Genomic DNA, 21,814 nt, shown 5'->3' on the forward strand with positions numbered 1-21,814 from the left:
GGAACATATAGAATGAAAATTCCATATTGACTAAACGTCGGAATTTATGTTTCATACGGCCATCACCCACAGTACGAAAATGGTCGGGCCCGCCAAGGTGTCCGCGGGGAGGAAGCAGTGAGCCAGAACGTTTCGGCACAGGGAGCCAAGCCGCTCGACCTGATCACCATCGGCCGAGCCTCGGTCGATCTCTATGGCCAGCAGATCGGCACGCGGCTCGAGGATGTATCGAGTTTTGCAAAGTCGGTCGGCGGATGCCCCTGCAATATTTCGGTCGGCACGGCGCGCCTCGGCCTCAAGTCGGCGCTGCTCACCCGCGTCGGCGACGAACAGATGGGCCGCTTCATCCGCGAGCAGCTCACCCGTGAAGGCGTCGAGACACGCGGCATCGTCACCGATCCGGAGCGGCTGACAGCGCTCGCGATCCTCGCGGTCGAAAACGACAAGACCTTCCCGCTGCTCTTCTATCGCGACAACTGCGCCGACAACGCGCTCTGCGAAGACGACGTTTCGGAAGAGTTCATCCGCTCCGCCCGCGCCGTGCTTGTCTCGGGCACGCATTTCTCCAAGCCGAACACCGATGCCGCCCAGCGCAAGGCGATCCGTATAGCCAAGGAAAACGGCGCGAAGGTCGTCTTCGACATCGACTACCGCCCGAACCTCTGGGGCCTTGCCGGCCATGACGCTGGCGAAAGCCGATACATTGCGTCTGACCGGGTTTCGGCGCACCTGAAAACGGTTCTTGCCGATTGCGACCTGATCGTCGGCACGGAAGAGGAAGTGCTGATCGCCTCGGGCGAAAGCGACCTGCTCCAGGCACTGAAGACGATCCGCTCGCTCTCCAAGGCGACGATCGTCTTGAAGCGCGGACCGATGGGCTGCATCGTCTATGACGGCCCGATCTCCGACAATCTCGAAGACGGTATCGTCGGCAAGGGCTTCCCGATCGAGGTCTATAACGTGCTTGGCGCCGGCGACGCCTTCATGTCCGGTTTCCTGCGCGGCTGGCTGAAGAACGAGCCGCACGCAACGTCCGCCACTTGGGCCAATGCTTGCGGCGCCTTCGCCGTCTCGCGCCTGCTCTGCGCGCCTGAAATCCCGACCTGGACTGAACTGCAGTTCTTCCTGGAAAATGGCAGCAAGGAACGGGCGCTGCGCAAGGACGAGGCGATCAACCACGTTCACTGGGCAACCACGCGCCGCCGCGACATCCCGCTTCTGATGGCGCTGGCGATCGACCATCGCAGCCAGCTCGAAGACATGGCCGCTGGCGACCAGGCTCTGCTTGACCGCATTCCCGCCTTCAAGATGCTGGCGGTGAAGGCCGCCGCACAGGTCGCGGCCGGCCGCTCCGGCTTCGGCATGCTGATCGACGACAAATACGGTCGTGACGCGCTTTACGCCGCCGGCGCCCACCGCGATTTCTGGATCGGCAAGCCGATCGAACTTCCGGGCTCGCGGCCGCTGCAGTTCGAATTCAGCCAGGATCTCGGCAGCCGCCTGATCGACTGGCCGGTCGATCACTGCATCAAGGTCCTCTCCTTCTATCACCCGGACGATCCGGCAGAGCTGAAAGCCCAGCAGGTGGCAAAGCTCCGCTCGGCCTTCGAGGCGGCGCGCAAGGTTGGCCGTGAGATCCTGATCGAGATCATTGCCGGCAAGCATGGCAAGCTCGACGACCAGACCATTCCGCGGGCGCTGACCGAACTCTACGATGCCGGTCTCAAGCCGGACTGGTGGAAGCTCGAGCCGCAGGCGAGCCGCGGCGCCTGGGCAGCGATCGATGCCGTCATCGAGGCGCGCGATCCGCTCTGCCGCGGCGTGGTGCTCTTGGGCCTCGAAGCGCCCTATGAGCAGCTCAAGGACGGCTTTGCAGCCGCCCGCACCTCGAAGACGGTCCGGGGCTTTGCAGTTGGCCGCACGATCTTCGCCGATGCCGGCCGGGCCTGGCTCGGCGGCACGATGAGCGACGACCAGGCGATCGCCGACATGGCCGGGAGATTCAAGGCGCTGGTCGATCTCTGGCTGCAACTGGGTGAAACAAAGGCGGCATAGGATCGACGCCAAACGTCGGACAATGCAGCAAGCAGGGTGGAACGGGACGATTCCGCCCACGAGGAGGAAACAGATTATGAGCCAGAAGACCGTGCGCCTGACCATGGCACAGGCCGTGGCGCGGTTCCTGACCCGCCAGATGACCGTCATCGATGGCAAGAGGGTGCCGATCTTCGGCGGCGTCTTCGCCATCTTCGGCCATGGCAACGTTGCCGGCGTCGGCGAAGCGCTGCATGCGATCAAGGAGACGCTGCCGACCTACCGCGCCCAGAACGAGCAGGGCATGGCGAATGCGGCGATCGCCTTTGCCAAGGCGAGCTTCCGCCGCCGCTTCATGGCCTGCACCACCTCGATCGGCCCCGGCGCACTCAACATGGTGACGTCCGCGGCGCTCGCCCATGTCAACCGCCTGCCGGTTCTGTTCCTTCCGGGCGACGTCTTTGCCAACCGCCGCCCCGATCCGGTGCTGCAGCAGGTGGAAAGCTTCGGCGACGGCACTATTTCGGCGAACGACTGCTTCCGCCCGGTCTCTCGCTACTTCGACCGCATCACCCGGCCGGAACAGATCATCCCGGCGCTCCGCCGTGCCATGCAGGTGCTGACAGATCCTGCCGATTGCGGCCCGGTGACGCTGTCGCTCTGCCAGGACGTGCAGGCCGAAGCCTATGACTACCCGGAAAACTTCTTCGACGAGAAGGTCTGGGTGCCGCGTCGCATCGAGCCGGATCTCGACGAACTGGCCACGGCGATCGCGGCGCTGAAGGAAGCGAAGAAGCCGATCATCATCGCCGGCGGCGGCGTGCTTTACTCGGAAGCGAGCAAGGAACTCGGCGACTTTGCCGAACGCCACGGCATCCCGGTCGTCGAGACGCAAGCCGGCAAGTCGGCCCTGCCGCATTCGCATACGCTCAACATGGGCTCGGTCGGTGTTACCGGCACCTCGGCATCCAACGCGCTTGCCGAGGAGGCCGACGTGGTCCTCGCCGTCGGCTCGCGCCTACAGGACTTCACGACGGGATCATGGGCGCTCTTCAAGAACGACGCCCTGAAGATCATCGGCCTCAACGTCCAGCCCTTCGACGCCGGCAAGCACAACGGCCTGCCGCTGATCGCCGACGCGCGCGCCGGCCTCAGCCGCATTTCCGGCGGGCTCGGCAGCCACAAGGCCGATCCGAGTTGGACCGCCAAGGCGAAGTCCGGAAAGGCCGAATGGCTGGCGGTTGCGGATAAGGCAACGGCCACGACCAATGCGGCCCTTCCCTCCGACGCCCAGGTGATCGGCGCCGTACAGCGCGCCCGCGGAGCCAAGAACACGACGCTCGTCTGCGCCGCCGGCGGTCTGCCGGGTGAATTGCACAAGCTCTGGCAGGCTGAAGAGCCAGGCGGCTACCACATGGAATACGGCTTCTCAACCATGGGCTACGAAGTCGCTGGCGGCCTCGGCGTCAAGCTCGCCAAGCCCGAGAACGACGTGATCGTCATGGTCGGCGACGGCAGCTACATGATGCTGAACTCGGAGATCGCCTCTTCGATCATGCTCGGCGCCAAGTTCACCATCGTGCTGCTCGACAATGCCGGCTACGGCTGCATCAACCGGCTGCAGATGGGCACCGGCGGCGCCAACTTCAACAATCTGCTGAAGGACACGCACCACGTGGAGCTGCCACAGATCGACTTCGCCGCGCATGCCGGCGCCATGGGCGCCGTCGCCCGCAAGGTCGGCTCGATCTCCGAACTCGAAGCGGCGCTCAAGGAGACCGCGAGCGAGACGCGCACGACCGTCATCGTCATCGACACCGATCCGCTGATCACCACCGAGGCCGGCGGCCACTGGTGGGACGTTGCGGTGCCCGAGGTCTCCGGCCGCGCCCAGGTTAACGCGGCGCGCGAGGGCTATGAGAAGGCGCTCGCCGCCCAGCGCTTCGGCTAAGATTGCTCTTTCGGCGCCCGCGCTTTCCGCGCGGGCGCTTTTCCCGTTTATGCTCACAAAACATCCGTCTTCCGCGGATGGCATCAGAAAGTGAAAGACATGATCCGTTACGGAACCAACCCGATCGCCTGGAGCAACGACGACGATCATTCGATCGGCGCGCATCTGACGCTCGAGGACTGCCTCTCCGATTGCCAGAAGATCGGCTTCGACGGCATCGAGAAGGGCCACAAGATGCCATCCGACCCGGAGGCGCTGAAACAGAAGCTCGGGTCCTACGATCTCGTCTTCGTCTCCGGCTGGCACTCGACCAACTTGCTTACCCATGACGTCGAAACCGAGAAGAAGGCGATCCAGCCGCATCTCGACCTCCTGAAGCACAATGGCTGCAAGGTGGCGATCGTCTGCGAAACTTCGAACGCCATCCATGGCGACGATACGAAGTCGGTCGCCAACGACAAGCCGGTACTGCCGGCCGACCAGTGGAAGACGTTCGGCGCTAACCTCGAAGCGATCGCGCAATATTGCGCCGACCAGGGTATCGACCTCGTCTACCATCACCACATGGGCACGATCGTCCAGACCGGCGAGGAGATCGATCTCCTGATGCAGAACACCGGCCCGGCGACCAAGCTGCTGCTCGACACCGGCCACGCCTGGTTCGGCGGTTCCGACCCGGCCGAGGTCGCGAAGAAATACATGCACCGCGTCCGCCATATCCATTGCAAGAACGTGCGGCCTGCCGTGCGCAAGGTCGTCGAGGGCGAAGGCCTCTCCTTCCTCGAAGGCGTGCGCCGCGGTGTCTTCACGGTTCCCGGCGACAGCGAGGGCGGCGTCGACTTCGTTCCGGTGCTGAAGATCGCGGCCGAGCACAACTATTCCGGCTGGCTGGTGATCGAGGCCGAACAGGATTCGGCCGTGCGCAACCCGTTCGAATACCAGTCGCTCGGCCTGAAGTCGCTGAAGGCCTTCGCCAAGGAAGCCGGGCTCGACAAGTAGGCCCAGACTTTCGGACGCCGGACTTGGAGTGAGTGCCCTCATCGGCGCGGTGAGGGAAACGCAGCGCCCCTCATCCGGCTGCCGCCACCTTCTCGCCGCGCGCGGCGAGAAGGGATATGCTGCAACCGCTCGATCCTCTCAACGGCAGCGGTGAAGTGCAAACGGTGTCCCCTCTCCCCGCAAGCGTGGAGAGGTCTAGGGTGAGGGGCAGACCGCACGACCGGCACCCCATGATAAAGAGTTAGGGAGATCGACATGTCCAAGCTGCTCGTCAAACCGAAGGCCAAATCGGGCCTCATGCAAAACGTGACGCCGGAGAGCGCCGGCTGGACCTATGTCGGCTTCGCGGTCGAGCGGCTGAAGGCCGGCGAGACGACCGAAGGCGAGACCGGCGACAAGGAAATCTGCCTGGTACTGGTTTCCGGTAAGGCGAAAGTCGCCGTCAACGGCGAAAGCTTCGGCGAACTCGGCGAGCGCATGACCCCCTTCGAGGGCCAGCCCTATGCCGTCTACATACCGAAAGGCAGCCGCTGGCAGGCAACGGCCACCTCGAACCTCGACCTCGCCATCTGCTCGGCGCCGGGCGGCGACGGCTTCAAGGCGAAGGTCATTGCGCCAGGCACCCATCCGCAAATGACCCGCGGCAAGGGCACCAACACCCGCTACGTCACCAACATCATGCCGGAAGATGACGGCTCGGCGCAGTCGCTGCTCGTGGTCGAGGTGATCACGCCCGGCGGCCACACTTCCTCCTACCCGCCGCACAAGCATGATCAGGACGACCTGCCGGCCGAAAGCTATCTGGAAGAGACCTATTACCACCGCCTGAACCCGCCGCAGGGTTTTGCCATGCAGCGCGTCTATACCGACGATCGCTCGCTCGACGAGACCATGGCGGTCGAGGACGGCGATGTGACGCTGGTGCCGAGGGGCTATCATCCGGTCGCCGCCGTGCATGGCTACGACGTCTACTATCTCAACGTCATGGCCGGGCCGAAGCGCATCTGGAAGTTCCACAACGCCCGCGAACACGAGTGGCTGTTCACCGGCGTGTAAGTTTCCACTTACGCGTCAACTGCACCAGCTTTCAGATGCAGCCAGTGACGGCCGTCGTCGATGGCGCCATCCAAGCGCAAACGCGGAAAGCGGCATACACTTTTTGCGGCTCCGCTCTAGCTTCCCTGCTTTCAGGGAGGCCTCCATGCACATCAACGGGCAATGCCACTGCGGCCTTGTGACCTATGAAGCCGAGATCGATCCGGCCGACGTCGCGATCTGCCATTGCACCGATTGCCAGCAACTGACGGGATCCGCCTATCGCGTGACCGCCGGCACGGCACGCGAGAACTTTCGACTGACCGGCGGCGAACCAAAGCTCTATGTGAAGATCGGCGACAACGGCCGGCAGCGGCTGCAGTTCTTCTGCCCGAATTGCGGCTCGCCGATCTACACGACCGGCACGGACGAGGACGCGCTCGAAGTCGGCATCCGGGTGGGTACGATCAATCAGCGCCGGCAGCTCCGGCCACGGTCGCAGATCTGGTGTTCCTCGGCCCTGCCCTGGATCGGCGACGTCAGGAAGCTGCCCGGACGCGATCGGGATGAAGCGCCCTACGCCTAGAGCACGATGTCTTCGGACGGAATGCGGGCGGACGACCGCAAGCAGGCTCCTTCATCCCGTTCGCGCCACTCAGGCGGCGGCGCGAAGACCTTCCTTCAGCGGCGCCCAGGCTTCGCCTATGACGACGGATGCAGGCGTCGCCGTCATCTGCGACGAGCACGCATCGGGGTTGGCCGCGAGATAGGTTTTCACGAGGTGATAGCCGATCGTATAGCCGGCCCAACGTGGCAGGGCGCGATCGCAGCCGAAGAACCAGCCGGCATGATCATAGCCGTCTTCCCAGAGTTCCCGCTCGGCGCGTTCCAGCAAGCCCGCCCAATCGCCTGCCGCAATCGCGTGGTTCCAGGCATGGCCGTCGCCGCCGTTTATCTCGGCCTCGAAGGCATCAGCAAGGCCTTCGGTGACCAAGGCTTCGCCGAGCTTGGAGCCATAGCCGCAGGTCGCGTGGCGGAAGGAATGATGGAGTTCATGCGTCAGCATTCTCCGCACTTCTTCGGCGGCGAGACTGGCAGGGAAATTCTCGTTGTCAGGGTCGAGCGTGAGGCAAACCAGGCCCCTGCGATGGCAACTGCCGGCCACGCCCATTTCCGGAATGGTCTCGCCCGGCCTGTTTTCAACGACGATGTCGATGGGAGCGGCACTGTCCGCGGCCGGAACGCGCGCGCCGACCCGATGGGCGGTATCACGCACCTGGCGAAGAACCTCTTCGCGCCAGGGGGCAAGCGATCCATACGCTTCAAGGAAGTGAACACGCAGGTCCAGCATCTGGCGAATCTCCCGTCATCGACATCACTCTACCGCGCGGCAAGGTAAGCATGCGGCCGGTGTTTGCAACGCCGAACGAGGGAAAGTTTCAACCTGCAAGCGAACCTGCGGCAAAAGGCGCAGGCTGGACAGTAACCATCGGCGCCCGCCTGACGCCAAAAGCTGCACCGATGCCGATCAGAACCGGATCGTCGTAGCCGATCACGGCGATGCCGGCTGCAAGGTCGCGCAAGGTACCTTGCCAGCGCCGCTCATTGTCGCGGCTGACATTGGCCGAGATGACGACCGGAGTCTCGCCGCCTAGCCCTTCCTCCCGAAGGCGTGCGGCGATGGCCGGTGCGGTGCGACCGCCCATGTAGAAGACCGTCGTGGTCTTCGGGTCAGCCAAGGCGCGCCAGTCCATATCAGCGGGAAGGCCGCCATGGCGGGAATGGCCGGTGACGAAGCGTACCGCCTGCGCATGATCGCGATGGGTCAGCGACACACCAAGGCGCGCCGCCATCGCGCTCGCGGCCGTGATGCCGGGCACGACATCAACCGGAATGCCCTCGTCCTCCAGACGGGCGATTTCTTCGCCGGCACGGCCGAAGATCATGGGATCGCCGGCCTTCAGCCGAACGACGCGTTTGCCGGCGCGCGCCAGCGCCACCATCATGTCGTTGATGTCCTCCTGCCGGCAGCTCTCGCGCCCGCCGCGCTTGCCGACCAGCATACGCTTGGCTTCGCGGCGGGCGAGTTCCAGAACCTCGCTGGAAACGAGATCGTCGAACAGGATGACATCGGCCGCCTGCAGGGCCCGCACGGCTTTCATCGTCAGATACTCGCTGTCGCCGGGACCGGCGCCGACCAGCGTCACACGGCCGGTGGCGGCATGGTTCGCCGACAGGCGCTCCATTTCCGCCACCAGCCGCGTATCGACACCCTCCTCCGGTGTCGCCTGAAAAGCGAGATCGACGAAACGTTCCCAGAAGGCGCGGCGCGGGGCGCCCGGCTTGAGCCGCGTATTCACCTTGTCTCGCAACGCCTGCGCCAGCGCCGCCCAGTCCTTCAACACCGGCGGCAACAACGTCTCGATACGCCGACGGATCGCCTGGGCGAGAATGGGCGCTGCGCCATCTGTCGAGATCGACACGACGACCGGCGAGCGATTAACGATCGAGCCGAACTGGAACTGGCAGAAGGCAGGCTTGTCGATGACGTTGACCGGTACACCGGCCTGCTGGGCTGCCGTGAAGAAGACCTGCGCTTCCTCATCGCTGTCGCAATCGGCAACCGCGAGTGCTGCACCGGAAAGCGTATCCGGCCTCCAGGCTTCGTTGTGGTGAATGAAACGACCCGACGGGTGAGCGGCACCCTTCTCGAGCAGCGCCGCGCAAACGTCGCCAAGTTCTTCCACGGGCGCGTAGACATGGACCTCGGCGCCACAGGCGGCCAGCAGCTCCGCTTTCCACGTCGCAGCATCGCCGCCGCCGGCGACGACGACGCGCTTGCCTTCGAGCGACCAGAAAACCGGCAGCTTGGCGAGTGCCGCCATACGCGCCGGCTCGGCGCGCGATTGCTTTTCATTCCGCAGCGGCAGCAAGGCATCCATCGATGATCCCCCTGATTTCGGCGCGGCAGGAGCCGCAATTGGTTCCGGCACTCACGCCCTGCCCGACCGCTTCAACCGAGCGGCAGCCGCCGCGCACAGCAGCAACGATCTGGTTGACGCCGACATTGAAGCAGGAGCAAACGGTCGCCCCCGGGTCGGGCCTGTCGGCGCCGGGTCGGCCGGCGACGAGCGCGAAGCGCATGCGCAGATCCGCGTGCGAGGCGCTCAGCTGCTCGACGGCCCAGTTGCGGGCAACGGCGACCGGTTCCGGCGCCAGGAAGAGTGCCAGCAGCAGGCGATCGCCGTCGAAGAAGGCAAGGCGGCGCTGACCGGTGGGGCCGTCCACATAGCCGATCGGCTCGATATCCTGATCAAGCTGAAAGGTCTTCCGGCACCAGGTGGCCCAATCCTCCGGCGCCACTTCGGTCGCAAGCTCCAGACGCCAACCGCCGCTTGCCTTGGCGACGGCCCAGTATCCGAGATCGAGGCCAGCGGGTTTTGCCGCGCTGACGGCGAAGCCGTAGACAGAGGCGCAAAAGCGGCGCACCGCAACGGCAGCATTTTTCGAAGCCGGCTGGCCCGAAACCGGATCGGTGACTGGTGGGACCAGCGCGTCGATGCGCGCCTTTGCCGCGAACTGATCGTTCCAGTGCATCGGCACGAAGAGATTGCCGCGCGCCTGGCGCTCGGTGATCAGCGTGCGGACGATCGCCGAGCCATGCGGGCTTTCGAGCGTGACGAGGTCGGCCGCGGCAATGCCGAGGCCCATCGCGTCGCGCGGGTGGATCTCGGCGAAAGGCTCGGCGAGATGAGCCGAGAGCCGCGCACTTTTCCCGGTACGGGTCATCGTGTGCCAGTGGTCGCGCACGCGGCCGGTGTTCAAGGTGAAGGGAAAGGCCTCGCTGACACGGTCCGGCACAGCGCTTTTCACCGCCACGAAACGAGCGCGCCCATCCGCATGGAAAAAGCCACCATCGGCAAAGAAGCGTGTCTCGCGCTTCGGCCCTCCCTGCGGCTGCGGCCACTGGAACGGAGCGAGTGCATCATAGTTGGGAGCGTCGATCTTCGCATGCGCACCGATATCGAAATCGCGCCGCCCGGCATTTTCGAAGGCCGAAAGACCGGCATGTTCGGCGAAGATTTCCGAGGGCGTGGCAAAAGCGAAGGCACCTTCGAAACCCATGCGCCGGGCGACTTCGGCAAGCTGCCACCAGTCGGCGCGCGCCTCGCCGGGGACAGTGAGAAAGCCGCGTTGGCGCGAGATGCGGCGCTCGGAATTGGTGACCGTGCCGTCTTTTTCGCCCCAACCGAGCGAGGGCAGCAGCACATGGGCGTGGCGGGTGGTGTCGGTTTCTCGGAGCACATCGGAGACGACGACGAAGGGACAGGCCTCGAGCGCCGCCTCGACGGCATCGGCATCCGGCATGGATACGACCGGATTGGTCGCCATGATCCAGATCGCCTTGATGCGGCCATCGGCAACGGCACTGAACATATCGACGGCCTTCAGCCCCGGCTTTGCGGCGATTGACGGCGCGCCCCAGAAGCGACGCACCTGATCGCGGTGCCCGGCCTTCTCGATGTCCATATGGGCGGCGAGCATGTTGGCGAGGCCGCCGACCTCGCGACCACCCATGGCATTGGGCTGGCCGGTGAGCGAAAACGGCCCCATGCCCGGCCGGCCGATGCGGCCGGTGGCGAGATGACAGTTGATGATGGCGTTGACCTTGTCGGTGCCGACAGAGGACTGGTTGACGCCTTGGCTATAGCAGGTGACGACTTTTTCCGTCGTTTCGAACAGGCGGAAGAAGGCGGCGATTTCCGACGGTTCGAGGCCGGTCGCCCGGACCAGTGCTGCTTCATCGATCGCGGCCGTGGCAAGGGCTTCGGCAAAGCCGCTGGTGTTGGCGGCGACATAGGCATAGTCGAGGGCCGCACTTGCCGCCAGATACGCGAAGAGTGCATTGAACAGCGCCACGTCGCCATCGGGGCGGATCGCCAGATGCAGGTCGGCGATATCGGCGGTCATCGTGCGGCGCGGATCGATCACCACCACGCGCATGTCCGGTCGCGCCGTCTTGGCGGCCGCAAGGCGCTGGTAGAGCACCGGGTGACACCAGGCGAGATTGGAGCCGGCGAGCACCACGAGGTCGGCGAGCTCCAGATCCTCGTAGCAGCCCGGCACCGTGTCCGAGCCGAAGGCGCGGCGGTGGCCGGCAACCGACGAGGACATGCAGAGCCGCGAATTGGTGTCGATGTTGGCCGACCCGATGAAGCCTTTCATCAGCTTGTTGGCGACGTAATAGTCTTCGGTCAACAACTGGCCCGAGACATAGAAGGCGACCGCATCCGGCCCGTGTTCGGCAATCGTCTGAGCAAAGCGCTCCGCGACGAGATCGAGCGCCTCGTCCCAGCCGGCCTGCTCGCCGCCGATTTCCGGATTCAGCAGCCGGCCGTCGAGGTCGAGGGTCTCGGCCAGCGCCGAGCCCTTGGAGCAGAGCCGGCCGAGATTGGCGGGATGATCCGTGTCACCGCGGACGGCAACGGCGCCATCTTCAGCAACCGTTGCGATCACACCGCAGCCGACGCCGCAATAGGGACAGGTGGTCTTGACCTCCCGCTCCATGGCTATTCCGCCGCAATCAGCAGGCTTTCGAGCGCGATAAAGAGCGCGCCGCCGTCGATGCGCACCGGGATCGTGCGTACCGCGCCCTCGTCCGCCCCGAGCGCCTTGCCGGTCTCGAGCGAAATCACCCAATTGTGCAGAGGGCAGGTCACCGCCGCGCCGTGGACGATGCCCTGCGACAGCGGCCCGCCCTTGTGCGGGCAATGATCCTCGATGGCGAAGACCTCGTTTTCGGCGGTGCGGAACACCGCGATCTTGCCCTCAGGCGTCTTCACGCAGCGCGCGCCCCTCAGCGGAATGTCGGAAATGTTGCCGATCGGATGCCAGTTCATGTCCATCACCTCACTCCGCTGCTTCAGAAAAACCGACCGTCGCCATCGGCCGGAACTCGTGTTTGTCCTTGCCGGAGACGCGCTCCGACCAGGGATCGACCTGGGCGAATTTCTGGCTGAAGACGAAGCGGTCGAAATAGGCCTTGCGCTTCTCGGCATCGCCCATGATCTGGCGGCGGATCTCGTCGAGGCCGACGCGCTTTGCCCATTTGTAGATACGCTCGAGGTAACGGGCCTGCTCGCGGTACATCTGCGTCAGCGCCACGATGTGCTCCAGCGCCTCATCCTCGGTCTTCACCAACCCGAGAACTTCCGTGCCCTTGATGTCGAGACCGGCCGCACCGGCGAAATGAATCTCGAAACCGCTATCGACGCAGATGACGCCGATGTCCTTGCAGGTCGCCTCCGCGCAATTGCGCGGACAGCCGGAGACGGCCATCTTCAGCTTGGCGGGCGTCCACGAGCCCCACATGAACTTCTCGATGCGGATGCCGAGACCGGTCGAATCCTGGGTGCCGAAGCGGCACCAGTCGGAGCCGACGCAGGTCTTCACCGTGCGCAGCCCCTTGGCATAGGCCTGGCCGGAAACGAAGCCGGCCTTGCCGAGATCGGCCCAGACGGCCGGCAGGTCTTCCTTCTCGATGCCGAGCAGGTCGATGCGCTGGCCGCCGGTCACCTTGACCAGCGGGATCTCGAACTTGTCGACGACATCGGCGATCGCCCGCAGTTCGCCGGAATTGGTGACGCCGCCCCACATGCGCGGCACCACCGAGTAGGTGCCATCCTTCTGGATGTTGGCGTGGACGCGCTCGTTGATGAAGCGCGACTGGTAGTCGTCGGCATATTCGTCCGGCCAGTCGCAGACGAGGTAGTAGTTGAGCGCCGGCCGGCACTTGGCGCAGCCGCAGGAGGTCTTCCACTCCAACTCCTGCATCACGGCCGGAATGGTCTTCAGGCTCTTCGCCTTGATCAGCCGACGGACATCATCATGGCCGAACTCGGTGCAGGTGCACATCGGCTGGACCGCCGCCGGATTGTAGCTTTCGCCGAGCGTCAGCGACATCAGTTGCTCGACGAGACCGGTGCAGGAGCCGCAGGAGGCGGACGCCTTGGTATGAGCCCGCACGTCGTCGAGTGAGGTCAGGCTCTTGCCGGTAATCGTCTCGACGATCTTGCCCTTGCAGACGCCGTTGCAGCCGCAGATCTCCGCATCATCCGGCAAGGCTGCAACGGCCGCCATAGGGTCCAGGGGCGATCCCCCCTGATAGGCCTGGCCGAAGATCAGTGTTTCCCGCATTTCGGTGATGTCGGTGCCACGCTTCATCAGGTCGTTGAACCATGCACCATCAGCAGTCTCTCCGTAGAGCACCGTGCCGATGATGCGGTTGTCCTTGAGCACCAGCCGCTTGTAGACGCCGGCGGTGGCGTCGCGAAGGACGATTTCCTCGCGTTCGTCGCCGTCGGCGAAGTCACCGACCGAATAGAGGTTGATGCCGGTCACCTTCAGCTTTGTCGGCGTATCGGAATGAACGAAGGCGCCGCTGCGATCGCCAGCCAGGTGTCGTGCCGCAACCCGCGCCATCTCGTAGAGCGGTGCCACAAGGCCATAGACCATGCCGCCGACCTCGGCGCACTCACCGACCGCCATGATGTCCCCGTCGGAGGTCAGCATGCCGGCGTCGACGACGATGCCGCGATTGGTGGCAAGCCCCGCCTCCTTGGCAAGGCCGACATTCGGCCGGATGCCGACCGCCATCACGACCAGGGTCGCCGGGATGATACGGCCGTCGTCGAGCTCGATGCCCTCGACTTTCTCATCGCCGACAATCCGCTTGGTGTTCGCCTTGGTGATGACCTTGATGCCGCGCTCCTCGACAGCCCTTTGCAGGAGATAGCCGGCGGCCGGATCGAGCTGCCGTTCCATCAGGGTCGGCATGACGTGCAGGACGGTGACGTCCATGCCGCGGGCGCTGAGGCCGGCCGCGGCCTCAAGACCGAGGAGACCGCCACCGATGACGACAGCCTTTTCGCGCGACTGGGCCGCAAGAAGCATCGCCTGCACATCGTCGAGATCGCGATAGGTGATGACACCGCGCAGATCCTTGCCCGGGACTGGAATGATGAAGGGCACCGAACCGGTTGCGATCACCAGCTTGTCATAGCTCTCCGTCACGCCATGGTCGGAGGTGACGGTCTTGGCGTTTCGATCGATGGCAACGATCTTGTGACCCTTGTACAGCGTGATGCCATGCTTGATGTACCAGCCGTCGCCATGGATGATGATCTGTTCGTAGTCCTTCTCGCCCGAAAGCACCGGCGACAGCATGATGCGGTCATAGTTGACGCGCGGCTCGGCGTTGAAGATCGTCACCGCGTAGCGGCCGGGCGCCTTCTCGAACAGTTCTTCCAGCATGCGGCCCGGCGCCATGCCGTTGCCGACGATCACGAGCTTTTCGGGGGTGTGTTCGGCCATGGTGATCACTCCGCAGCTTCGACGAAGCGGTGGCGCTCATAGAGAAACTTGAGCACGGCTTCGCGGCATTTGAGGTAGGTTCGGTCGCCGGCAAGCTCGATGCGCCGGCGCGGACGGGCGAGCGGCACGTCGAGGATTTCGCCGATGCGGGCCGACGGTCCGTTGGTCATCATGACGATGCGATCGGAAAGCAGCACCGCCTCGTCAACATCGTGGGTGATCATCAGCACGGTGTTGCCGAGTTCGGCATGGATCTGCATCACCTGGTCCTGAAGATGCGCGCGGGTCAGCGCATCGAGCGCGCCGAAAGGCTCGTCGAGCAGCAGCACCTTCGGCTCCATGGCAAGCGCGCGGGCAATGCCGACACGCTGCTTCATGCCGCCGGAGATTTCCGACGGGCGCTTCTCGGCCGCATGCGCCATCTGCACCAGCTCGAGATTGCGCATCGTCCAGTCGTGGCGCTCGGCCTTGGCTTTCGTCGCGCGGAAGACCTTGTCGACGCCGAGGCGGACGTTCTCGTAGACCGTCAGCCAAGGCAGCAACGAATGGTTCTGGAAGACGACGGCACGGTCCGGCCCCGGCTCGTCGGCAACCCGGCCGTCGAGCAGTACGACGCCGGTCGTCGCCTGGGTCAGGCCGGCAACGATGTTGAGCAAGGTCGACTTGCCGCAGCCGGAATGACCGATGATCGAGATGAACTCGCCCTTGTCCACCGACAGCGACACCTGTTTCAGCACCTCGGTGCGGGTGCCGCCGCGCTCGAAGCTCTTGTCGATCAGTTCCAGCGAAAGATAGCTCTTGGTCATGGCTTTCCCCTCTCTCAGGCGGTTGCGGTGCCGCGGGTGACGACGCGGCCGACGAGGGCAATGAGGCGATCGAGCAGGAAGCCGACGATGCCGACATAGATCAGCGCGACGATGATGTCGCTGATCAGCGAGGAGTTCCAGGCGTCCCAGATGAAGAAGCCGATGCCGACGCCGCCGATCAGCATTTCGGCCGCAACGATCGCGAGCCAGGAGAGACCGATGCCGATACGAAGGCCGGTGAAGATGTAGGGGGCTGCGGCCGGCAGCATGATCTTGGCGAAGTACTCGAACGCGTTGAGACGCAGCACCTTGGCGACGTTCTGGTAGTCCTGCGGGATGTTGCGGATACCGACGGCGGTGTTGATGATGATCGGCCAGATAGCGGTGATGAAGATCACGAAGATCGCCGAGGGATTGCCGTCCTGAAAGGCGGCAAGCGACAGCGGCAGCCAGGCGAGCGGCGGCACGGTGCGCAGCACCTGGAAGATCGGATCGAGTCCGCGCATGGCAAGCTGGCTCTGGCCGACCAGCGCGCCGAGCGCGATGCCGACGACGGCGGCGAGTGCATATCCTACCGCGACGCGCTGCAGGCTTGCCGCGATGTGCCAGAAGAGCCCCTGGTCGACACCCTGGCCCACATAGAAGGGATGGGCGATCAGCTCCCAGCTTTCTTCCATCACGCGCGTCGGTGACGGCAGGCTGGAATCGGGCGCCGAACAGAGGATTTGCCAGGCGATGAGGATCAACGACAGGGTGACGATAAGCGGCGCAATGTTGGCAGCACCGGCGGTGATCCGTGCGAGCCACGGACGGCTGCTTCCAGGCTTTGCCGAGTGGGTCAAGGCGATCACGCGCGCGGCAGGCCGCGGCGCCGACTGGTCCTTGAGTTTGAGGTTGGTGACGGTCATGGCCGTTCTCCTTGGAATTCGAAAACGGACGGTCGCGAAGCACTGGCCGCGACCGTCGCAATGGTCAGGCGACGCGCGAGATGGATAGGCTCTTCAGGTACGCCTGCGGATCGGCGGGATCGAAGACCTTCCCGTCGAAGAACTTTTCGACGCCGCGCGAAGTGGATGCCGGCACGTCGGTCACCCCCAGATCCTTGGCGGCCTCGCGCCAGATGTCTTCGCGGTTGACCTTGGCGACGAGCGCGTTGACGTCGGTATCGGGGGCGAACTTGCCCCAGCGGATGTTCTCGGTCAGGAACCAGCTATCGTGGCTCTGGAAGGGATAGGACGCGTGATCGCGCCAGAACTTCATGAAGTGCGGGCTCTGTTCGACGACCTTGCCGTTGCCGTAGTCGTATTCACCCTTGAGCCGATCGACGATGTCCTTCGGCGGTACGTTGAACCAGCTGCGCTTGCCGACGATTTTCGCCAGCTCGTCCTTGTTGGCCATGTCGTCGCACCATTGCGCCGCTTCCTGGATGGCCATGGTGAGCGCCTTGGCGGCGCGCGGGTTCTTCTCCACCCAGTCGGCCCGCATGGCGAAGGATTTTTCCGGATGTTCGTTCCAGATCTCGGCGGTGTTGACGGCGGTATAACCGATCTTCTGGTTGACGAGCTGTTCGTTCCAGGGCTCGCCGACGCAGAAACAGTCCATGGTGCCGACCTTCATGTTGGCGACCATCTGCGGCGGCGGCACCACGATGGTTTCGACGTCCGTATCCGGGTCGATGCCGCCGGCGGCCAGCCAGTAGCGGATCCAGAGATCATGGGTTCCACCGGGGAAGGTCATCGCCATCTTGGCGGCAGCACCTTCTGCCTTCTTTTTGGCGAAGGCTTCCTTGAGGGCCGAGGCGTCGATCCCGACCTTGAGATCGGCGTATGCCTGGCCGACCGAGATCGCCTGCGCATCGAGATTGAGGCGGGCGAGGATTGCCATCGGCAGCGGCTGGTTGTTCTGGGTGACCTTTCCGGTCGAGATCAGATAGGGCATCGGCGTCAGGATATGGGCGCCATCGATGCCGGAACCGGCGGAGCCCAGCACCAGGTTGTCACGCGTCGTGCCCCAGGAGGCCTGCTTGACCACCTCGACGTCGGTCATGCCGTATTTGTCGAAGAGCCCCTTCTCCTTGGCGATGATCAGCGGCGCCGAGTCGGTAAGCGCGATGAAGCCGAGTACCGCCTTGGTGGTTTCCGGCCCGGAGCCTTGCGCAAAGGCACCGGATGGGAAGGCCGTCTTGACCGCGCCGAACAGTGCAGCGGTCGCGGTGGTCTTCAGCAGGCTGCGGCGGGTCAGACCGCCGGTCGAAAACTTGGTCATGCGCAGGTTCCTCTGCTGGCCGGATAACGGACATAAAAAAACGCCGCTCGGTGATTGCGTCCGGGATCGGGAGGAATCCTCGGGAACAAAACCTTGCGACGTCGGTGTCTTCGGCAAACGCGATCTGGCGTTTGATTTCGCTTCGATCGCCGTTGACCGAAGCATTTCAAGAAAAGCAAAGGCCGTGCCAGTTCGTCGGCGCGACAGTTAGCGCCTTGAATTAAAACCGTAATTTTCGGATGCGAGTGCGGCGCCCATAAATGCGCCTATTGTAGAGCCTGCTGAATTATTGTGCGGTGCACATATTCCGCGTCGAGACTCTGCACAAACATGGTGCGCCATGCTCAGCTCTCCAGCTCGACCGAAGCGTGCGCCATCGAGGCGCGAACGGGGAAAGAGCGGATATAGGCCTCGATATCAACGGGATCGAAAACGTGGCCATCCATGAAGCGCTCGCCCGGTCTGTCACCCTCGATACGAATATCGGCATCGGCGGGAGCGGCCGCCGTGCCGAGTGCCTGGCGATAGATGTCGGGGCGATAGGCGGCAGCCGCAAGCGCCTGCATGCCTGGTGACAGCCGTACCTGCCCCCAACGCACCATCTGGCTGTAGATCCAGAGTGCCTGACCGGAACGGGGATAGTTGGCGTGATCGCGATGGAAAACGAAATAGTCGTCGATCACGCGCCTGTTGCCGGCCGCATCAATGGCGAACTCGCCGGCGAGAACCCTGCGGATGATTTCGACCGGGGCGCCAATGTAGCGGGGGGTGGCAAGCAATTCGGCAAGCGTGCCGCGATTGTCAGGCACATCGCACCAGCGCGCCGCCTGGTCGAGCGCCACAAGCAGCCGCGATACGGTCTCGGCGTTGCCCTCAGCCCATTCTGGTCGCATGCCGACCACCTTTTCCGGCGCCGATGGCCAGATATCCTGCTTGGCAGCGACAATGCGCCCAAGACCACGCTCGGAGGCCACCATGTTCCAGGGGGCGCCGACGCAGAAACCGTCGATGGCGCCGGCAGCCAACGCATCCGAGGTCAGCGGTGGCGGCACCACCACGAGCTTGACGTCGCGGTCGGGATCGATGCCGCCGGCCGCGAGCCAGTAGCGGACCTCGTAATTGTGCGAGGAGAAGGGATAGGTGACACCGAGCCTTGGTGCCGCCTCGCCGTCCCGGCGCATGCGCGCAAGCACCACTGCGAGCGCGCGCGCATGGGCAAGCGCATCCCCAACCTCGCCAAGACCGCTCTCCTCCTGCATGCGCGCAAAGAGCCGGTTGGACAGCGTGATCGCATTGCCGCCACGCCCGAGCGAGAAAGGGGCGATCGTCGGCGAGGGATTGGAACCTAGGCCGAGCATGGCGGCCACCGGCATCGGCGAAAGCATGTGGGCGATATCGAACTGACGAAAGGCGAGCCGGTCGCGCACATTGGCCCAGGAAACGTCCTTGACCAGATCGAGCGTCAGCCCTTCCCTGCGGGCAAAGCCGAGCTCCGCCGCCACGATCAGCACGGAAGCGTCGACCAGCGGAATGAAGCCGGCGCGGATGGTTCGTGTGCCTTCGCCGCCGAGCTTCACCGGCGCGGGCACGCCCTCGCCCATCGCCGCGCCGGGTCGCGAATTATCGATGGTCGTCATGATGTTCACTCCGGTGTCTCCTTCCGACGGCTCGACCATGACGCAACCGTCACATCAGCAGCCCTGCGGCCGTCACCACGCTTTGCGCGATATCCGACATCTTCTTCTTTTCGTTCATCGCCGTCTGACGCAGCAGCGCGAAAGCCTCATCCTCGGAGAGGCCGCGCATCTTCATCAGGATGCCCTTGGCGCGCTCGATCACCTTGCGCTCTTCCAGCGCCGATTTCGCATCGGCGAGCTCGCGCTGCAGGCGGCTGAAGGCGTTGAAGCGGCTGACGGCCATGTCGAGGATCGGCTTGACGCGCTCCTTCTTCAGCCCGTCGACCACATAGGCCGAGACGCCCGCCTCGACCGCCGCCTCGATCGAGGCCGTATCGGAGCGGTCGACGAACATGGCGATCGGCCGCCCAACTGTGCGGGTGAGCTGAAACAGATGCTCCATCATGTCGCGGTTGGGGTTTTCGATATCGATGACGATGACATCGGGCCGAAGCGTCTCGATGGTGCGGGCCATGCCCTGGACTTCATGAATGACCGTGACCTTGCGGTGGCCGGCCTCATGCAATCCCTCCTCGATAATCGAGGCGCGGATGGCGTTCTCGTCAATGACGAGAATGGTGAGGTCCCGGTGCGTCATGCGTCGATCATGATGCGGCGCAGCATTTTTCGCAACAGGATTTGCACAATGTTTTGACATTTCAATACTATGCTCAAAATTTATGCGAAGCGCCGTTTGATTGGGCGAGGCGGAGACGATAGCGGGAGACGCTCGGACGATGTAAAAGAACGACGAGCAACAGGATCGGCGCGCGGATGGCAAAGGGTCAGTTCAGGATACTGCGCAGCGCGACCGCGGGTATTGACGCGGTCGAGGCGGAATCGCGCCATTCCTTCGCCCGCCACACTCACGACCAGTTCGGCATCGGCCTGATCTACCAGGGCGCCCAGAAATCGCTCAGCGGCCGCGGCGTGGTGGAAGCCGGCGCCGGCGACATGATCACCGTCAATCCCGGCGAGGTGCATGACGGCGCACCGATCGGGGATGCCGGTCGCTCCTGGCGCATGCTCTATTTCGATCCGTCCGTCATCGCTGCCGCCGCCAAGGATATCAGCCAGGGCCGTTCGGATGCCGCCGAGTTTGCCTCACCGGCTTTCAAGGATGCGGACGCGGCAAATCAGTTCCGGGCGCTGTTCGCAACGATCACAGACCCGACAACAGAGAACGAGGCGATCCGGCGCGAGGAGCGGCTTCTGCTGCTGCTTGCGAGCGTTCTTGCCACCGGCAGACCGGAGTACCAGGAAAGACCGGCAACGGTCACCGCCGCAAAGACGATGATCGACGATGATCCGACAGCTGCGATCACCCTTGCCGACCTCGCGACCGAGGCAAGGCTGAGCCGGTTTCAACTGGTGCGCAACTTCGCCAGCGCGGTCGGCCTGACACCGCATGCCTATATCGTCCAGCGCCGCATCGATCTTGCTCGCCGCCTGATCGGCGAGGGCACGCCGCTGGCGGAGGCTGCGTTTGCCGCCGGCTTCGCCGACCAGAGCCACATGACGCGCGTCTTCGTCAGCAAATATGGCCTCTCCCCGGGCCTTTATGCCGAGGCAAGGCGGGATGAGGAAAAGTATGCGCGGTTCTCCGCCCGCATCCCGCTCTAAGCTGTCAGAATCGAAGTAGCACCCGCAATTCCGTTCAAGACCCGCCCCCTCCCCGGGCGCATGGCTGCACCGGCTGCACAGCGACAGGCGCGGCGCTGCAACGGAGAACGGACATGTCGAAAAAATTCCAGGGCTATCTCTATCTTTCGCTGGCGATGATCCTCGTCGGCAGCACCGTGATCGCCAGCAAGATCATTGCCGCCGGGCTTGCACCCTTCACCGCGACAGCCCTGCGCTTCGCCATCGCCTTTCCGCTCTTCCTGCTGTTGATGTGGCTCACCAGGACGTCATGGCCGAAACTTAAAGGCCGCGACTGGCTGATCCTTCTTGCGCAGGCAGGCGCCGGTAGCGTCGGCTACACCACCCTGCTGATCGCCGGCCTGAGCCTGACGCCGGCAACCGATGCCGGCGTAGTGATCGGCACCCTGCCGGTGGTTTCCGCCGCCATCGCCATCCTCATTCTCGGCGAACGCCCCGACCGTCGGATGCTGGCGGCGATCGCGCTCGCCGCTGTCGGCGTGCTCACCATCGTCTTCAAGCCCGGCGAGGACGGCGGCCATTCTCCGCTCGGTATCGCGCTCATCTTCGGCGCCGTCATCTGCGAGGGCTTGTTCATCCTTCTCAACAAGCGCGTGAAGGCAGAGATCTCGCCCCTGGCGCTCTCGACACTGATGACCGGCCTCGGCTTCGTCGTCGCTCTCATCCCCGCCCTCTTCGAGGCGCATGCAACTGCCGCGATCGACAAGAACGCGATCCTTGCGGTCCTCTATTATGCCCTCATCCCGACCGTTGCCGGCTTCGTGCTCTGGTATGCGGGATCGGCGAAAGTGAGCGGCACCGAGGCCTCCGTTTTCACGGCGCTGGCACCGGTCTCGGCGGTGATCTTCGCCTTTCTGTTGCTCGGAGAGCCGGTTGGCAGCCATCAACTGCTTGGGATCGGCTGCGTGCTCGGCGCCGTTCTCGGCCTGACCGTGCCCCAGATCATTGCCAGCCGAAGGACCGCACGCAGCTTTTCCGCCGGAGAGGCTTGAACGAGAATAAATGCATCCATT

17 protein-coding genes are annotated in these 21,814 nt (G+C 64.1%); 7 read left to right on the forward strand and 10 right to left on the reverse strand.

Annotated elements, in window-relative coordinates; translation table 11 throughout:
• Positions 1-117: 117 nt before the first annotated feature.
• The 5 genes from AB4Z53_RS04170 (at position 118) to AB4Z53_RS04190 (ending at position 6,605) form a co-directional block, all read left to right on the forward strand.
• On the forward strand, positions 118-2,055 hold the full coding sequence (locus tag AB4Z53_RS04170; RefSeq protein WP_441594841.1) for a bifunctional 5-dehydro-2-deoxygluconokinase/5-dehydro-2-deoxyphosphogluconate aldolase: 1,938 nt from the start codon (positions 118-120) through the stop codon (positions 2,053-2,055).
• Between the two features lie 76 nt (positions 2,056-2,131).
• Positions 2,132-3,985 (forward strand): 3D-(3,5/4)-trihydroxycyclohexane-1,2-dione acylhydrolase (decyclizing), encoded by a 1,854-nt coding sequence (gene iolD, locus AB4Z53_RS04175; protein ID WP_441594843.1) that lies wholly within the window; start codon positions 2,132-2,134, stop codon positions 3,983-3,985.
• Positions 3,986-4,084: 99 nt separating this feature from the next.
• A complete protein-coding gene (iolE, locus tag AB4Z53_RS04180; RefSeq protein WP_113536676.1) occupies positions 4,085-4,984 on the forward strand; it encodes a myo-inosose-2 dehydratase in 900 nt (299 codons plus the stop codon).
• A 255-nt stretch (positions 4,985-5,239) separates the two neighbouring features.
• Positions 5,240-6,040, forward strand: a complete 801-nt coding sequence (gene iolB / locus AB4Z53_RS04185; RefSeq protein WP_113536677.1) for a 5-deoxy-glucuronate isomerase — start codon at positions 5,240-5,242, stop codon at positions 6,038-6,040.
• A 145-nt stretch (positions 6,041-6,185) separates the two neighbouring features.
• Positions 6,186-6,605 carry a GFA family protein gene (locus tag AB4Z53_RS04190; protein WP_441594845.1) on the forward strand — a complete coding sequence of 140 codons (420 nt, stop codon included), beginning with the start codon at positions 6,186-6,188 and terminating at the stop codon, positions 6,603-6,605.
• Positions 6,606-6,674: 69 nt separating this feature from the next.
• On the opposite strand, the gene AB4Z53_RS04195 is transcribed toward AB4Z53_RS04190, so the two are convergent.
• The 10 genes from AB4Z53_RS04195 to AB4Z53_RS04240 all read right to left on the reverse strand — a co-directional run bounded on the left by AB4Z53_RS04195 (position 6,675) and on the right by AB4Z53_RS04240 (position 19,737).
• Positions 6,675-7,370 carry a DUF2268 domain-containing putative Zn-dependent protease gene (locus AB4Z53_RS04195; RefSeq protein WP_113536679.1) on the reverse strand — a complete coding sequence of 232 codons (696 nt, stop codon included), beginning with the start codon at positions 7,368-7,370 and terminating at the stop codon, positions 6,675-6,677.
• 88 nt (positions 7,371-7,458) lie between these two features.
• Entirely contained in the window at positions 7,459-8,961 is a 1,503-nt protein-coding gene (gene cysG, locus AB4Z53_RS04200) for a siroheme synthase CysG (protein ID WP_113536680.1), read from the reverse strand.
• Positions 8,933-11,587, reverse strand: a complete 2,655-nt coding sequence (locus AB4Z53_RS04205) for a nitrate reductase (protein WP_441594848.1) — start codon at positions 11,585-11,587, stop codon at positions 8,933-8,935. Before AB4Z53_RS04205 ends, cysG begins: the two co-directional genes overlap by 29 nt.
• A 2-nt stretch (positions 11,588-11,589) precedes the next feature.
• The gene (nirD, locus tag AB4Z53_RS04210) at positions 11,590-11,925 is read right to left on the reverse strand and encodes a nitrite reductase small subunit NirD (protein ID WP_441594850.1); all 336 of its coding nucleotides are present in this window, start codon (positions 11,923-11,925) and stop codon (positions 11,590-11,592) included.
• 4 nt (positions 11,926-11,929) lie between these two features.
• Positions 11,930-14,392 carry a nitrite reductase large subunit NirB gene (gene nirB / locus AB4Z53_RS04215; RefSeq protein ID WP_113536777.1) on the reverse strand — a complete coding sequence of 821 codons (2,463 nt, stop codon included), beginning with the start codon at positions 14,390-14,392 and terminating at the stop codon, positions 11,930-11,932.
• A 5-nt stretch (positions 14,393-14,397) separates the two neighbouring features.
• Complete coding sequence (locus tag AB4Z53_RS04220; protein ID WP_113536683.1) at positions 14,398-15,198, reverse strand: ABC transporter ATP-binding protein; 801 nt, start codon at positions 15,196-15,198, stop codon at positions 14,398-14,400.
• A gap of 14 nt (positions 15,199-15,212) precedes the next feature.
• Complete coding sequence (gene ntrB, locus AB4Z53_RS04225) at positions 15,213-16,106, reverse strand: nitrate ABC transporter permease (RefSeq protein WP_223726211.1); 894 nt, start codon at positions 16,104-16,106, stop codon at positions 15,213-15,215.
• Between the two features lie 64 nt (positions 16,107-16,170).
• Entirely contained in the window at positions 16,171-17,463 is a 1,293-nt protein-coding gene (locus tag AB4Z53_RS04230) for a CmpA/NrtA family ABC transporter substrate-binding protein (protein WP_441594853.1), read from the reverse strand.
• Between the two features lie 344 nt (positions 17,464-17,807).
• Complete coding sequence (locus AB4Z53_RS04235) at positions 17,808-19,109, reverse strand: CmpA/NrtA family ABC transporter substrate-binding protein (protein WP_441594855.1); 1,302 nt, start codon at positions 19,107-19,109, stop codon at positions 17,808-17,810.
• Positions 19,110-19,149: 40 nt separating this feature from the next.
• A complete protein-coding gene (locus tag AB4Z53_RS04240; protein ID WP_113536687.1) occupies positions 19,150-19,737 on the reverse strand; it encodes an ANTAR domain-containing response regulator in 588 nt (195 codons plus the stop codon).
• A 176-nt stretch (positions 19,738-19,913) separates the two neighbouring features.
• Here AB4Z53_RS04240 and AB4Z53_RS04245 point away from each other — a divergent pair, with 176 nt between their 5' ends.
• Both AB4Z53_RS04245 and AB4Z53_RS04250 read left to right on the forward strand, forming a co-directional pair.
• Positions 19,914-20,762, forward strand: a complete 849-nt coding sequence (locus AB4Z53_RS04245; RefSeq protein WP_441594858.1) for an AraC family transcriptional regulator — start codon at positions 19,914-19,916, stop codon at positions 20,760-20,762.
• Positions 20,763-20,875: 113 nt separating this feature from the next.
• The gene (locus tag AB4Z53_RS04250; RefSeq protein ID WP_441594860.1) at positions 20,876-21,793 is read left to right on the forward strand and encodes a DMT family transporter; all 918 of its coding nucleotides are present in this window, start codon (positions 20,876-20,878) and stop codon (positions 21,791-21,793) included.
• Positions 21,794-21,814: the final 21 nt, after the last annotated feature.

The sequence above is a fragment of the Ensifer sp. 2TAB8 genome (assembly GCF_052115125.1).
In the GTDB taxonomy this organism is placed as follows: Bacteria; Pseudomonadota; Alphaproteobacteria; order Rhizobiales; family Rhizobiaceae; genus Ensifer.

Coding starts and splice junctions, on each gene's coding strand:
- iolD (WP_441594843.1), top strand. CDS start 2,132: ATGAGCCAGAAGACCGTGCGCCTGACCATGGCACAGGCCGTGGCGCGG.
- iolE (WP_113536676.1), top strand. CDS start 4,085: ATGATCCGTTACGGAACCAACCCGATCGCCTGGAGCAACGACGACGAT.
- iolB (WP_113536677.1), top strand. CDS start 5,240: ATGTCCAAGCTGCTCGTCAAACCGAAGGCCAAATCGGGCCTCATGCAA.
- AB4Z53_RS04190 (WP_441594845.1), top strand. CDS start 6,186: ATGCACATCAACGGGCAATGCCACTGCGGCCTTGTGACCTATGAAGCC.
- AB4Z53_RS04195 (WP_113536679.1), bottom strand. CDS start 7,370: ATGCTGGACCTGCGTGTTCACTTCCTTGAAGCGTATGGATCGCTTGCC.
- cysG (WP_113536680.1), bottom strand. CDS start 8,961: ATGGATGCCTTGCTGCCGCTGCGGAATGAAAAGCAATCGCGCGCCGAG.
- AB4Z53_RS04205 (WP_441594848.1), bottom strand. CDS start 11,587: ATGGAGCGGGAGGTCAAGACCACCTGTCCCTATTGCGGCGTCGGCTGC.
- nirD (WP_441594850.1), bottom strand. CDS start 11,925: ATGGACATGAACTGGCATCCGATCGGCAACATTTCCGACATTCCGCTG.
- nirB (WP_113536777.1), bottom strand. CDS start 14,392: ATGGCCGAACACACCCCCGAAAAGCTCGTGATCGTCGGCAACGGCATG.
- AB4Z53_RS04220 (WP_113536683.1), bottom strand. CDS start 15,198: ATGACCAAGAGCTATCTTTCGCTGGAACTGATCGACAAGAGCTTCGAG.
- ntrB (WP_223726211.1), bottom strand. CDS start 16,106: ATGACCGTCACCAACCTCAAACTCAAGGACCAGTCGGCGCCGCGGCCT.
- AB4Z53_RS04230 (WP_441594853.1), bottom strand. CDS start 17,463: ATGACCAAGTTTTCGACCGGCGGTCTGACCCGCCGCAGCCTGCTGAAG.
- AB4Z53_RS04240 (WP_113536687.1), bottom strand. CDS start 19,737: ATGACGCACCGGGACCTCACCATTCTCGTCATTGACGAGAACGCCATC.
- AB4Z53_RS04245 (WP_441594858.1), top strand. CDS start 19,914: ATGGCAAAGGGTCAGTTCAGGATACTGCGCAGCGCGACCGCGGGTATT.
- AB4Z53_RS04250 (WP_441594860.1), top strand. CDS start 20,876: ATGTCGAAAAAATTCCAGGGCTATCTCTATCTTTCGCTGGCGATGATC.